Source organism: Rhizobium sp. WSM1328, assembly GCF_057653715.1.
Genome location: NZ_CM172788.1, coordinates 2,937,513 through 2,951,324, shown reverse-complemented (window position 1 = coordinate 2,951,324; position 13,812 = coordinate 2,937,513). Strand labels below are relative to the sequence as shown.

Annotated in this window: 11 protein-coding genes; 7 read left to right on the top strand and 4 right to left on the bottom strand. The window is 62.0% G+C overall.

Going from position 1 to position 13,812, the window contains the following annotated elements; translation table 11 throughout:
* The first annotated feature begins 13 nt into the window (after window positions 1–13).
* Window positions 14–544, top strand: coding sequence for a DUF2306 domain-containing protein (locus tag AC2444_RS15025; RefSeq protein ID WP_041935560.1), 531 nt, complete (start codon window positions 14–16; stop codon window positions 542–544).
* Window positions 545–620: 76 nt separating this feature from the next.
* The gene (gene ypfJ / locus AC2444_RS15020; protein WP_012758392.1) at window positions 621–1,541 is read left to right on the top strand and encodes a KPN_02809 family neutral zinc metallopeptidase; all 921 of its coding nucleotides are present in this window, start codon (window positions 621–623) and stop codon (window positions 1,539–1,541) included.
* A gap of 57 nt (window positions 1,542–1,598) precedes the next feature.
* Here the strand turns inward: ypfJ and AC2444_RS15015 are convergent, their stop codons facing one another.
* The gene (locus AC2444_RS15015) at window positions 1,599–2,594 is read right to left on the bottom strand and encodes an aldo/keto reductase (RefSeq protein ID WP_012758391.1); all 996 of its coding nucleotides are present in this window, start codon (window positions 2,592–2,594) and stop codon (window positions 1,599–1,601) included.
* Between the two features lie 399 nt (window positions 2,595–2,993).
* On the opposite strand from AC2444_RS15015, the gene AC2444_RS15010 reads away from it, so the two are divergent.
* Together AC2444_RS15010 and AC2444_RS15005 are read left to right on the top strand one after the other, a co-directional pair.
* Window positions 2,994–4,238 (top strand): TCR/Tet family MFS transporter, encoded by a 1,245-nt coding sequence (locus tag AC2444_RS15010; protein ID WP_128448856.1) that lies wholly within the window; start codon window positions 2,994–2,996, stop codon window positions 4,236–4,238.
* A 142-nt stretch (window positions 4,239–4,380) separates the two neighbouring features.
* The gene (locus AC2444_RS15005; protein ID WP_012758389.1) at window positions 4,381–5,784 is read left to right on the top strand and encodes an MATE family efflux transporter; all 1,404 of its coding nucleotides are present in this window, start codon (window positions 4,381–4,383) and stop codon (window positions 5,782–5,784) included.
* Window positions 5,785–5,801: 17 nt separating this feature from the next.
* Here the strand turns inward: AC2444_RS15005 and AC2444_RS15000 are convergent, their stop codons facing one another.
* Both AC2444_RS15000 and carA read right to left on the bottom strand, forming a co-directional pair.
* Window positions 5,802–6,122 carry an antibiotic biosynthesis monooxygenase family protein gene (locus AC2444_RS15000; RefSeq protein WP_012758388.1) on the bottom strand — a complete coding sequence of 107 codons (321 nt, stop codon included), beginning with the start codon at window positions 6,120–6,122 and terminating at the stop codon, window positions 5,802–5,804.
* A gap of 273 nt (window positions 6,123–6,395) precedes the next feature.
* A complete protein-coding gene (gene carA, locus AC2444_RS14995; protein WP_128448884.1) occupies window positions 6,396–7,601 on the bottom strand; it encodes a glutamine-hydrolyzing carbamoyl-phosphate synthase small subunit in 1,206 nt (401 codons plus the stop codon).
* Window positions 7,602–7,870: 269 nt separating this feature from the next.
* Between carA and AC2444_RS14990 the strand changes: the two genes are divergently transcribed.
* Window positions 7,871–8,326, top strand: coding sequence for a GatB/YqeY domain-containing protein (locus AC2444_RS14990; RefSeq protein WP_012758386.1), 456 nt, complete (start codon window positions 7,871–7,873; stop codon window positions 8,324–8,326).
* 3 nt (window positions 8,327–8,329) lie between these two features.
* Here AC2444_RS14990 and AC2444_RS14985 read toward each other — a convergent pair whose 3' ends face one another.
* Entirely contained in the window at window positions 8,330–9,220 is an 891-nt protein-coding gene (locus tag AC2444_RS14985; protein WP_012758385.1) for a hypothetical protein, read from the bottom strand.
* 670 nt (window positions 9,221–9,890) lie between these two features.
* On the opposite strand from AC2444_RS14985, the gene dnaG reads away from it, so the two are divergent.
* Both dnaG and recQ read left to right on the top strand, forming a co-directional pair.
* The gene (gene dnaG / locus AC2444_RS14980) at window positions 9,891–11,900 is read left to right on the top strand and encodes a DNA primase (protein ID WP_012758384.1); all 2,010 of its coding nucleotides are present in this window, start codon (window positions 9,891–9,893) and stop codon (window positions 11,898–11,900) included.
* On the top strand, window positions 11,900–13,768 hold the full coding sequence (gene recQ, locus AC2444_RS14975) for a DNA helicase RecQ (RefSeq protein ID WP_012758383.1): 1,869 nt from the start codon (window positions 11,900–11,902) through the stop codon (window positions 13,766–13,768). The genes dnaG and recQ overlap by 1 nt, the downstream gene beginning before the upstream one ends.
* Window positions 13,769–13,812: the final 44 nt, after the last annotated feature.

The window sequence follows — 13,812 nt, the reverse complement described above, 5'->3', positions numbered from 1 at the left end:
GGCAGATGCAGTCTTGGCGGAAAGAGCGATCGAATTCAACCGGATGCCGCTGATGACCCTCGAACCGCTCCTCGATGCCCCGTTCGCCGTTCAGATCCATGTCGCCGCTGTTACACCGGCGGCACTTCTCGGCGCCTATATCCTGCTGCGCCCCAAGGGCACGCCGCTGCACCGGCTGCTCGGCAGGATCTGGATGGCGCTGATGGTCATGACGGCGATATCGAGCTTCTTCATTCATGAGCTCGATCTCTTCTACGGGTTCAGTACGATCCATCTTCTGTCGATCGCAACGCTGGTCGGCAGCTGGAACGCGATCGCGGCGGCCCGCCGCGGCGATATCCGTCTGCACAAGCGCATCGTCGCCGGCCTTTATTTCGGCGGCATCGTCCTTGCCGGCCTGTTCACTTTCGTGCCTGGCCGGATCATGCATGCGGTCATCTTCACCGGCGCGGAATGGCCGGCTGTCCTTGCTGCGGCGGTGATCGGCTCGATCCTGATCGCAATCGCGCTGCGTCGCCGACGCGGGCGCCTGATTGCCCGATGAAGTCGCTGGAATTCCGGCGGCCGACGGATATATAACTCCTTGAGCGCAAGCACAGGCATTGCCGGGGAGAGCGAAGATGGAATGGAAAGGCCGGCGTCAGTCCGACAATATCGAGGATCGCCGCAGCGATCCGACCGGCGGCGGTTTCGGCCGCGGCGGCGGCTTCAACTTTCCTTCCGGCGGCGGTGTTCGCCGCGCCGGTGGCGGCCTCAGCATCGGCACGATCGTCTTCCTCATCGTCATCTATTTAATCTTCAAGATGATGGGCATTGATCTGCTGCAGATGCTCGATACCGGCGGCACGACAAGCGGTCCTGGCTACGAGCAGAGCCAGTCAGGCGGAACACGCACGCCCGCCAACGACGAGATGACCGCATTCATGCGCACCGTCCTTGCCGAGACCGAGGATACCTGGAAGGGCATCTTCCAGGCGCAGGGCCAAAATTACGAAGAGCCGCGTCTCGTGCTGTTCTCGGGCTCGACGGCATCGGCCTGCGGCTCCGCATCATCTGCAACAGGCCCGTTCTACTGCCCGAGCGACCACAAGGTCTATCTCGATACCGAATTCTTCCAGGAGCTTTCCGACCGCTTCGGCGCGTCGGGTGATTTCGCCGAGGCCTATGTCGTAGCTCATGAGGTCGGCCATCACGTGCAGAACCTGCTCGGCATCCTGCCGAAGTTCAACCAGGCCCGCCAGCGCATGAGCGAGGCGGACGCCAACAAGATGTCGGTGCGCGTCGAGCTGCAGGCCGATTGCTTTGCCGGCATCTGGGGCAAATATACCCAGCAGAAGGGCCTACTTGAGTCAGGCGATCTGGAGGAAGCGCTGAACGCAGCCCAGCAGATTGGTGACGATTCGCTGCAGAAGCGGTCACAGGGTTACGTCGTCCCGGAAAGCTTCAACCACGGTACCTCGGAGCAGCGGGTCAGATGGTTCAAGCGCGGTTTCGACAGCGGCCAGCTGTCGGCCTGCGATACGTTCTCCGGCCCAATTTGAGGAGAGAGGAGGGGCGCGCACGGCACAAAGCCCATCGCTGCCCCTTCCATCCCTTGCTTACTTCTCGCTGTCCATATGCTGCAGCATATGCTCGGGATAACGCCCACCCACGGCCGCGTCTTTCGGCACGGCGTGTTCGATGATGGCGAAATCTTCTGGCGACAGGTCGATGGCGCGTGAGCCGAGCGCCTCGGTCAGCCGGTCGCGGCGGCGGGCGCCGATGATCGGGACGATGTCCTTGCCCTTGGCGGCGACCCAGGCGATGGCGATCTGGGCGACCGAGACGCTCTTTGCCTGGGCGATCTCGCGCAGCTTCTCCACCAGAGCGAGGTTCTGCTCGATATTGCCTTCCTGGAAGCGCGGGCTGTAGGCGCGAAAATCGCCGGCCGTCCCACCCTGGCCCTTTTGCCAGTGGCCGCTGATCAGGCCGCGCGAGAGCACGCCGTAGGCGGTGATCGAAATGCCGAGTTCGCGTGTCGTCGGCAGGATCTTCTTCTCAATGCCGCGCGAGATCAGCGAATATTCGATCTGCAGGTCGACGATCGGGGCGACAGTGGCGGCGCGGCGGATCGTGTCGGCGCCGACTTCCGACAGGCCGATATGCCTGACATAACCTGCCTTGACCATGTCGGCGATGGCGCCGACCGTGTCCTCGATCGGCACGTTCGGATCGAGGCGAGCGGGGCGGTAGATGTCGATATAGTCGACGCCGAGGCGCTGCAGCGTATAGCTGAGGAAGTTCTTCACCGCGACCGGGCGGGCGTCGATGCCGCTCCAGCCGCCGACGGGATCGCGCAGGCCGCCGAATTTGACGCTGATGACGGCGTTTTCGCGCCTGCGACCCTTCAATGCCTCGCCGATCAGCATTTCGTTATGGCCCATCCCGTAGAAATCGCCGGTGTCGAGCAGGTTGATGCCGGCATCGAGCGCGGCATGGATCGTCGCGATGCTTTCTGCGCGATCGGAGGGGCCGTACATGCCCGACATGCCCATGCAGCCGAGGCCGATGGCCGAGACATCGGGTCCGGTCTTTCCCAAACGATAGGTCTGCATTGTCTTCTCCTTCATTTGCGCCGCGCGGCCGGATCGGGCATCCGCGCCGAGTGGCGTTGCCGGACGCCGTTCTACCGCTTTCGCATTCGGGCGATAATTGGACAGCATCGAACAGGCTGTGCGGGGAAATGCACAATGACCGGTCTTGTCTTCTGATCTGGATGCCGTCGCGGCGATTGCAAGGGAACGCATCGCCCGGCGATCCGCTGGGCGGCTGGCGATTTTCGGAAGCTGGAACAACAGCGTGCGCCCACCGGTTGAGGCCTCCCATAAATTTCCCGTTGAACATTATCAAAAACTTTGAAATGTTCACGGATTGTTTCGGTTTCTTTTCTGAGCTATGTCACTTTCTCGGCGACGAGATCGTCTTTTCAGAACCAACCGCTGTAGAGATGCCTCATGCTTGACCCGAAATTCGTTCGCCGCGGCCTTTTCCTGGTCTTCATCATCCTTTTCCTCGACATTATCGGCATCGCCATCATCATGCCGGTGCTGCCCGCCTATCTGGAGCAGCTGACCGGTGGCAGCGTCAGCGATGCGGCGATCGACGGCGGCTGGCTGATGCTGGTCTATGCCGGCATGCAATTCCTGTTCGCGCCGCTGCTCGGAAACCTGTCCGACCGTTTCGGCCGCCGGCCGATCCTTTTGCTTTCGGTGCTAACCTTCGCGATCGATAATTTCATCTGCGGCATCGCCACCAGCTTCTGGATGCTGTTCGTCGGCCGTGTGCTTGCCGGCATCAGCGGCGGCAGTTTCGCCACCTCCTCAGCCTATATTGCCGATATCAGCACGGAGGAGAACCGGGCGAAGAATTTCGAGCTGATCGGTATCGCCTTCGGCGTCGGTTTCACCATCGGCCCTGTCGTCGGCGGTGTCCTCGGCGAATTCGGCCCGCGTGTGCCATTCCTCGGCGCGGCCGCGCTATCGCTTGTCAATTTCATCGCCGCCTGCTTCCTGCTGCCGGAGACGCTGGAGGCGAAGAACCGCCGCCGGTTCGAGTGGAAACGCGCCAACCCGCTCGGCGCTTTGCGCCAGATGCGCCATTATCCCGGCATCGGCTGGGTCAGCCTCGTTATGTTTCTGTTCTTCCTGGCGCATGCCGTCTATCCCTCGGTCTGGGCGTTCGTCTCGACCTATCGCTACGGCTGGAGCGAGGGGCAGATTGGCCTGTCGCTCGGCATTTATGGCATCGGCGCCGCGCTCGTCATGGGGCTGGTCCTGCCGCGGATCGTGCCGGTGCTCGGCGAGTGGAAAACCGCTCTTCTCGGTCTCTGCTTTTCAGCTGCAGGATTGACCGGCTATGCCTTCGCCTGGGAGGGCTGGGTGGTTTACGTCGTCATCGTCGCGACCGTCATCGAAAACGTCGCCGACCCGCCGCTGCGCAGCATCGCCGCCGGCATGGTGCCGCCTTCGGCGCAGGGTGAGCTGCAGGGCGCGCTTACCAGCCTCAGCAGCATCACCACCATTGTCGGGCCGCTGATCTTCACCCAGATGTTTTCCTATTTCACGCGGCCTGAGGCGCCTGTCACTTTTGCCGGCGCACCCTATCTTGCCGCCGCGCTGTTCATCCTGGTGGCCGCCGGTGTGTTCCTGCTGCGGGTCCGGGCCCGTGAGCCGGCCGAGGCGCTGGAAGCGGCCGGTTGATCGATCAGAAACGCTGATGCGATGATGAATTTTTCATCATCTGCCTCATTTGGGGTAGTTCTTTGCAGGGCTTTGATCTAAGCCCGGATGATATTTCGCCGCAAGCTGCGGCGACGCATATTTCAATCACAGGACTGGTGTCATGGACACGCCGATCGACGCGCGCAGGCTTGCGCCGACAAACGATAATCGTTGGGGCGCACATTTCCGTGCCACGCTGGCGCTCGGCATTCCGCTGATCGGCGCGCAGCTTGCCCAGCTCGGCATCAACACCACCGATGTGATGATCGTCGGCCGCCTCGGCGCCGAGCATCTGGCGGCAATGGTGCTTGCGGCGCAGTTCCTGTTCACGATCCTGATCTTCGGCTCGGGCTTTGCCATCGCCGTCATTCCGATGGTGGCGCAGGCCTATGGCCGCGGCGACCTCGTCTCGGTGCGACGGTCGCTGCGCATGGGCCTGTGGGTGGTGATCGCATACTGGGTCATCATGCAGCCGGCCTTCTTCAATTCGGAGCAGGTCCTCCTCTTCGCACAGCAGAAGCCCGAGGTGGCCAAGCTCGCCCACGGCTACATCATGATCGGCCAGTTCGGCGTGCTGCCGGCGCTGCTCTTCAACGTCATGCGCTCGCTCGTCAGCGCCATCGGCAAGGCTGGCATCATCCTCAACGTCACCATCGCCACGCTGGTGATGAACGCGATCTTCGCCTATATCCTCGTTCTCGGCCATTTCGGCTTTCCGGCGATGGGGCTCGAGGGCGCGGCGATCGTTTCGGTCGCCGTGCAGACGGCCGGCTTCCTCTTCATCCTGGCTTTCGTGCAGCGGCGCGAAGAGACGCGGCGCTACGAGATCTTCGTGCGGTTCTGGAAACCCGACTGGCACGCGCTGCTGGAGGTCATCCGGCTCGGTTTCCCGATCAGCGTCACCATCCTTGCCGAGGTCAGCCTGTTCACGGTGGCTTCGCTGCTGATGGGCTATATCGGCACCATCGAGCTTGCGGCTCATGGCATTGCCCTGCAATGGGCCTCGATCGCATTCATGATTCCGCTCGGCCTCAGCCAGGCGGCAACGGTGCGCGTCGGTGTCGCCCACGGGCAGGGCGATTATCAGGGGCTGGTGCGCGCTTCGATCACCGTGCTCATCCTCGCCTGCGCCATTTCGGCGGTGGGCAGCGTGCTCTTTGCCTCCATGCCGCAATTCCTCGGCAGCTGGTTCCTCGACGTCAACTCGCCCGAGGCGCCTGAGGTACTTGCCTATGCCGGGCCGTTGATCGTCGTTGCCGGGCTTTTCCAGCTTGTCGACGGGCTGCAGGTGATCGCCAATGGATTGCTGCGTGGCCTCAAGGACGCACGCGTGCCGATGATCATGGCGTTGATCGCCTATTGGCCGATCGGCTTCTTCCTCGCCTGGGCCTTTGCCTTCCCGCTGGGTTTCGGTGGCATCGGCATCTGGTTCGGCTTTCTCGTCGGGCTGGCGGCCGCCGCCGTCATGCTCTGCGCGCGCTTCTACCTTCTCCTTCGCCGGGAGGCGGAACTGGCCCACGCCTGAGCCGGCCGCCTCCGCCTTTAGGCCGCGACAGGCTTGTAGCCGGCGATATCGGCGTGAATGCCGAGACGCGCAAACATTTCCTGCGGATCGAAATTGGCGGCCCTGTGGGCCGCAGCGACGGCGGCCCGCGCGCGCTCGACGACTTCGGTATTTTCCCATTCGGCAATCGTGACGAAATTGAATTCGCCCGGACCGGCGACCTGCTCCAGCACCCTGTGATCAATGAAACCGTCCTGCGCCTCCAACACCTTGTGGGTCATCATCACTTTGACGAGAAATTCCTCGCGTGCCGCCGCCGGCACGATGAACTTGTCTACACGAAAGAAAGCTCCGCTCATCCAGTTTTCTCCTGCATCAGATGTCTGCAGGCAGATCTGTAATTCCTCAAGTTAAGCTGAGGTCAATAGGCGGATAAAGAAAAAGGCCCGCCTGGGCGAACCTTTGGGCTACTGACAAAGCGGCCAACTCCTCTTTCGTCATGCTCGGGCTTGTCCCGAGCATCTGCCTTCGGTCGATATGTGGCAGATCCTCGGCACAGGGCCGAGGATGACGAAGAGTGAGGTTTGTCAACAAGTCAAAGGCCAACCTTGGCGGTCGGAAATCGCTAGAAATCAGCGTTCGGCGAGCGCCGGTTCGCCCTTCTTCTCGCGCACCATGTTGATGAAGCGGCGGAAGAGGTAGTGGCTGTCCTGCGGACCGGGAGAGGCTTCCGGATGGTGCTGGACGGAGAAGACCTGCTTGCCGAGGACGCGCAGGCCGCAATTGGTGCCGTCGAAAAGCGAAATATGAGTCTCTTCAGCGCCATCCGGCAGCGACTTCGAGTCGACCGCGAAGCCGTGGTTCATCGAGACGATCTCGACCTTGCCGGTCGTATGGTCCTTGACGGGGTGGTTGGCGCCGTGATGGCCCTGATGCATCTTCTCGGTCTTCGCGCCGAGTGCCAGGCCCAGCATCTGGTGGCCGAGGCAGATGCCGAAGACCGGGATATCGGTCTTGATCAGTGTCTTGATCACAGGCACGGCATAGTCGCCGGTTGCCGCCGGATCGCCCGGGCCGTTCGACAGGAAGATGCCGTCCGGCTGCATGGCGAGCACGTCTTCGGCGCTCGTTGCGGCCGGCACGACAGTCACTTTGCAGTCGAGGCCGGCAAACAGGCGCAGGATGTTGCGCTTGACGCCGTAATCGAGGCAGACGACGTGGTATTTCGCGTCTGTCGCCTTGAGTTCACCGTAACCTTCATTCCACACCCACGGCGTTTCGGTCCATTGCGAGGACTGGCCCGACGAGGCGATCTTGGCGAGGTCGAGACCTTCAAGGCCGCTCCAGGCTTTAGCCTCGGCCTTCAGCGTCTCGATGTCGAAGACACCGTTCGGATCGTGGGCGATGACCGCGTTCGGAGCGCCGTTCTCACGGATCCAGGCGGTCAGCGCGCGCGTGTCGATGCCGCAGAGACCGATGACGCCGCGGGCCTTCAGCCATTGGTCGAGGTGCTTGGCGGCGCGGTAGTTCGAGGGCTCAGTGATGTCGGCCTTGAAGATGACGCCGACGGCGCCGTGGCGGGCGGCAGGCGTCAGGTCCTCGATGTCTTCATCATTGGTGCCGATATTGCCGATATGCGGGAAGGTGAAGGTGACGATCTGGCCGAGATAGGAGGGGTCCGTCAGGATCTCCTCATAGCCGGTAAGCGCCGTGTTGAAGACCACCTCGGCCGGCACCTTGCCGGTGGCGCCGATGCCCTTGCCTTCGATGACCGTGCCGTCGGCAAGAACGAGCAGGGCGGTCGGCTTTTCGATTGTCCAGGGTGCTGTCGCGGTCATCTTCATCCCGTTTCCGGCAGGTGGGCGCGTTGTCGCGCTCGTCGCCATTTGATTTCGCAGGCGTGTGGACACGGCAATGCCGCGCGCTTCAGGCCTGATCACGAATTTTGGTGCAGGTGGCGGTAAATAGCCACGCAATCGCTTAGCGTCAATCTTTGTAGCCGAGATCGCGGCCGTTTTCCTGCGCTTTATCGCGCTGACCGCGCAATTTATTTGATCCGCCGCATCAGCGTGGTTTATGAAGCGGCATCAAAACAGGAGTGAAGACCATGCTGCGCGATCAACTCGCCACCCAGCTGAAAGAGGCGATGAAGGCCAAGAATGCGGAGCGGCTTTCCACCGTCCGGCTGATTCAGGCCGCGGTCAAGGACCGCGATATCGCCAACCGCGGCACCGGTAAGGAGCAGGCGAGCGACGACGAGATCCTGCAGATTCTCGCCAAAATGGTGAAGCAGCGTGACGAATCGGCAAAGATCTACGAGGAGAATTCCCGGCCGGAGCTTGCCGCCAAGGAGCGCGCCGAAATCATCGTCATCCAGGATTTCATGCCGAAGCAGCTTTCGGACGGCGAAGTGCGCGCCAATGTCTCGGCGATCATCGCCGAGACCGGTGCCGCGGGCGCCAAGGACATGGGCAAGGTAATGGCGGCGCTGAAGGAGCGTTATGCCGGCCAGATGGATTTCGCCAAGGCATCGGCGACCGTCAAGGAACTGTTGAACGGATAAGCCTCAGATAACCCGTCTTGCCTGCGGTTCGTCACGGACCGCAGGCCCGAGCACCGCTTCGGCGGCGGCATCGATGATGGCGAATTTCGCCGCCTGATAATTCCAATATTCGCGGATGAAATGGGCCGACAGCCAGAAGTCGCCCTTGCGGGAGGGTTCGGTCCAGCCGATACTCTCCATGGTCGCTGCCTGCATCAGAAGCCGCTTCAGATGGGTGTTGGAGATCATGAACTGTTCGCGGATTTCCCTGAGCGACAGAGGGCCAAGCACGACGCGGTCCGCCGTCCTTGGAAATTCGGGAAGGCGCGAGATCAGGTAGTCCATCACCAGCCCGCCGGAATTTGCCCAGTTGAAGAGGTTGAAGGTGGCGCCCGGATTACGCACCGCTTCACTTCCTATGATCGCCCTCGCAATCGGTGGCTGGATCGCTGCCATCATCGCCGAGGGGTTGGCGGTGATCTTATCGGCGCGCTCACCGCCGTCGAGGCTGTCGAGGATCATCATATGGGCTACGAGCCATCGGGTGAAATGCTGCTCGGCGATTTCGGTGGGCTCGAGGTAGCGTGTGCGCTTATCGGGGCCGGGAACCGGTCGCAGGAAGCGATAGGCCAGCATTTCCTGCATGAAGGCCGCGGCCGTGTTGCGGCTGGCGATGTTGTTCCTGACCGCAAAATCGATGAAGCGGCCGGAATAGAGGCCGCCGCTCTTCCCGTCGTCGGAATAACCGTAGTGAAGCGCAAAGCCGGCATGGGCCATCAGCCAGCGCTGCTGCGCGGCGAAGATCGAAGCGATGCGCGGGCTCTCGCGATAGATGGCGAGCATCTGATCGGCGCAATGGAGGATGGCAGCGAGAAAGCGATCGTCTGCTGCAAGATTATCCGCGGTAAAAGCCATTTGGAGAGGTCCAGGGAGTTCGGCGCATACATCTTTCATGCAAGCGCCGCCTGTCAACGATTTTATCGATAAGCGGTTAATTTTAAAGGGAGAGTTGTCGCAGGAGAGCCAAAAATTTAAGAAGGCAGGAGCTGGGGGCGCTCCTGCCTTCTTGCTCTTTGCGTCCACCGGCACGCAGGGCCGAAGCCCAAGCCGGAGGGTATTTGCAAAGGCACCCTTGCGAAGCGGCGCCGGGGGTAGGGATGGTGCTTCGCTCGGGGATCGCTTTGTTGAGATCGAACCTATTGCGGCGCGGCGGCTTATTCAAATTACAAAAAAATAATAATTGCCGGAATCGGCGGTTTGGGAGGCGTCGAAGCGGACCCTCGGGAGGTGGCGCTAGGGATGATGAGAAGCAATCATCTGAGGGGATAATCTTTTGTTTCCAAAAGACTTTCTCTCAACTCTGTTAGAGGTCGCCGCTCCTGCTCAAGCTTTTCTGACGGCAGAATTCCGGCTCCGAAGGGACAATAATGTCGCACCCTGTCGCAGGGGGCGATAACGCGTTGTTGATTGGATAACCGGAGGCGGCAATGATGGCCGCATAGCCTGTGAATAGCGGGTTTTCATGACAAGTTTCATGGCGTGGAGCGGCAAAGCAGCTTATATGAAGGCTGATCAAGAGGTATAAATGCGCTTTTCCAACACCTTTCTCGATGATATTCGCGACCGCGTTCCGATTTCGAACGTGATTGCGCGTCGCGTCAGCTGGGACAAGCGCAAGACAAACGTGTCGCGCGGCGATTACTGGGCCTGCTGCCCGTTCCACGGCGAGAAATCGCCGAGCTTCCATTGCGAGGACCGAAAGGGCCGCTATCACTGCTTCGGCTGCGGCGTCACCGGCGACCATTTCCGCTTTCTCACCGAGCTGGAGGGCCTGAGTTTCCCCGAGGCGGTGCAGCAGATCGCCGATATGGCCGGCGTGCCGATGCCACTGGCCGATCCTGTGATGGAGAAGCGCGAGAAAGAGCGCGGCTCGCTGATCGACGTCATGGAAATGGCGACGCAATTTTTCCAGGATCAGCTGCAGACGTCGAATGGGGCGAGGGCGCGCGCCTATCTGCGCGACCGCGGATTGACGGGGCGCACCATCGAGACCTTCCGTCTCGGCTATGCACCCGACAGCCGCAATGCGCTCAAGGAATTCCTCGCCGGCAAGGGTGTCTCCAAGGATCAGATCGAGGCCTGCGGTCTGGTTGTCCATGAAAACGTGCCGGTTTCCTACGATCGTTTCCGCGACCGCATCATGTTCCCGATCCTGTCGTCGCGGGAAAAGGTGATCGCTTTCGGCGGCCGCGCCATGTCGGCTGACGCGCCGGCGAAATATCTGAACTCCAACGAGACGGAGCTCTTCCACAAGGGCAATGTCCTTTACAATTTCGCCCGTGCGCGGCGCGCGATCCAGGGACCGGGCCGCGGCGACCCTCAGGACGATAATGCGACCGGCACCATTATTGCCGTCGAAGGCTATATGGACGTGATCGCGCTGCATCAGGCGGGCATCGAGAATGCCGTCGCGCCGCTCGGCACGGCGCTCACCGAAAACCAGCTCGAGTTGCTGTGGAAGATGGTGCCGCAGCCGATGCTCTGCTTCGACGGCGACGGCGCCGGCATCCGCGCGGCCAATCGCGCCGCCGAACTGGCGCTGCCGCATCTGAAGCCCGGGCGTTCTGTTCGCTTCGCGCTTCTGCCCGACGGCAAGGATCCCGACGATCTCGTGCGCGATGACGGGCGCGCGCCTTTCGACAAGGTAATGAGCCAGGCAAAGCCGCTCTCCGAGATGCTGTGGAGCCGGGAGGTCAACACCGGCAAGTTCGACACGCCGGAGGCGCGCGCCGAGCTCGAGGCGCGGCTGAAGCAACTGGTCGCCGTCATCGCAGACGAGAATGTGCGTCGCCACTACCAGCAGGATATTCGCGATCGGCTGAACGCCTTCTTCCAGCCGCAGTTCCAGAACCGCAACAATGGCGATCGCCGCGGCGGCTTCAACGGCAATGGCAATTACCGGACGGGCCGCGACAATGCGGGCAAGGCAGGGCCGAAAAGCCCCAGCGTCATTTCAGAAAGGCTCGCCCGCTCAGGCCCCGTGCGCGGCCACCAGAACAATACGGCGCTGCGCGAATGCGTGCTGGCGCTGACCGTCGTCAATCACCCTTCGCTGATGATCGACGATTATGACGAAATAGCCGCGATTGAATATGACAGCCGCGAGCTGCAGCGGCTCTGGTCGGCGATGCTGGGAGCAGCCGCGGCCGTCGCCGGCCCGCATCTGACGCGCGAATATCTGACCGAAAGACTGGAATTCGAAGGCTTCGGCCCGCTCATCAAGAGCCTCGACCAACAGGTGCGCAATGCCCGGCTGTGGATCGCGACCGAGGAGGCGGCGATGGAAGATGCGCGTGAGGGATACCGCCAGGCGCTGGCCTCCCACAAGCGAGCGAAGGCGCTACGCCGGCAGAAGATCGAGCTCGAGCGCGAGATCGCGCTGGCAACCGAAGCCGGCGACGGCGAGGCGATCGTTCAACTGATGCGCGCGCAGCAGGAAGTGCATTTTGAAGGGGTGCGCCTTGAGAACCAGGAGGCCATCATCGATGGCTTCGGCGTGCTTTCCGGCCGCGTCAAAGGAGCGGCGAACCACTGATGTCGCTGACCGAACGAAACGAACCGGGCTTTTCGGCTTCCGGCGCGCTGTTTTCTTCCGGCCGCTCGCCGCTCGATATCCTCAAGCAAGTCTACGGCTATTCCTCCTTCCGCGGCAAGCAGCAGCAGGTGGTCGAGCATATGGTCTCCGGCGGCGATGCGGTCGTGCTCTTTCCCACGGGCGCCGGCAAATCCCTGTGTTTCCAGATCCCGGCACTCTGCCGCGACGGCGTCGGCATCGTCGTTTCGCCGCTGATTGCGCTGATGCGCGATCAGGTGGAGGCGATGAAGCAGCTCGGCATCCGCGCCGCAGCACTTAATTCCTCGCTGTCGCGCGAGGAGTTCGTCGAGGTTCGCCGCGCGCTTTCGGCAGGCCAGCTCGACCTTCTCTACGTGACGCCCGAGCGCATTTTGACCGATGGTTTCCGCGAGCTGATCGCCAACGAGAAGATCGCGCTGTTTGCCATCGACGAGGCCCATTGCGTCTCGCAATGGGGCCATGATTTCCGACCGGAATATCGCGAACTCGGCCGGCTCGGCGAGCAATATCCCGGTGTGCCCAGGGTGGCGCTGACGGCGACGGCCGATCCGCATACGCGTGACGACATGATCGAGCGGCTGGGTTTGGATACAGCCCGGATCTTCACCACCAGCTTTGACCGACCGAATATTGCCTACGAGATCGTCGAGCGTGACCAGCCGCGCCAACAGCTGTTGCGGTTCCTGTCCGGCCACAAGGGCGACAGTGGCATCGTCTATTGCCTGTCGCGCGCCAAGGTCGAGGATACCGCCGAATGGCTGAACGGGCAGGGCATCCGCGCGCGCGCCTATCATGCCGGCATGGACAGGGCGGTTCGTGACGCCAATCAGGATGCCTTCCTGAAAGAAGAGAACCTTTGCCTGGTCGCCACCGTCGCCTTCGGCATGGGCATCGACAAACCGAACGTGCGTTATGTCGCCCATCTCGACCTGCCGGGTTCGGTGGAAGCCTATTATCAGGAGACAGGCCGCGCCGGACGCGACGGCCTGCCGTCTGAGGTCTGGATGGCCTATGGCATGGCCGACGTCATCCAGCGCGGCCGGATGATCGACGAGGGCAGTGCCGCCGCCGAGATCAAGCGGGTCGAGCGCGCCAAGCTCAACGCATTGCTGGCGATCTGCGAGACCGCCTCCTGCCGCCGCCAGGCAATCCTTGCCCATTTCGGCGAGGCGCATGCCGGACAATGCGGCAATTGCGACACCTGCCTGAAGCCGGTCGAGACCTGGGAGGGCACGGAGGCGGCGATCAAGGCGCTGGCGGCGGTCTACCGCACCGGCGAGCGTTTCGGCGCTGGCCATGTCGTCGATGTCCTCCTCGGCAACGTCAACGAAAAGACCGAACGTTTCGGCCATGCCGAAATGCCGGTCTTTGGCGCCGGCAAGGATATTCCAGCGCGCGTCTGGCAGTCGGTCTTCCGCCAGTTGCTCGCCATGGGATTGATCCGCGTCGACCACGAGGCCTTCGGGGCGCTGAAGCTCGAGCCGGAGGCGCGCTCCGTCTTCAAGCACGAGCGGCAGGTGTTCTTCCGCAAGGACCGGCCGGCCTCGGAACGGCGCACGAAGAAGGCGGAGCGCAGCGAGCGCAAATCGGGATTATCGGGCGCCGACGGCAGTCTCTTCGAGGCGCTCAGGGCCGAGCGCATGGCGATTGCGAAATCGCTCGGCGTGCCGCCCTATGTCGTCTTTCCCGATACGACGCTGATCGCCTTTGCCACGGAGAAGCCACGCAGCCGCAAGGAATTGCTCGCCATATCAGGCGTCGGGCAGGCGAAGCTCGAACGCTACGGCGATGCCTTTTTGGAGATCATCCTGGCGCAGGACAACGGCTGAGCGGACTGGTCTGATCCTTGAGATCGGGCGAGGGGGCATGGTAG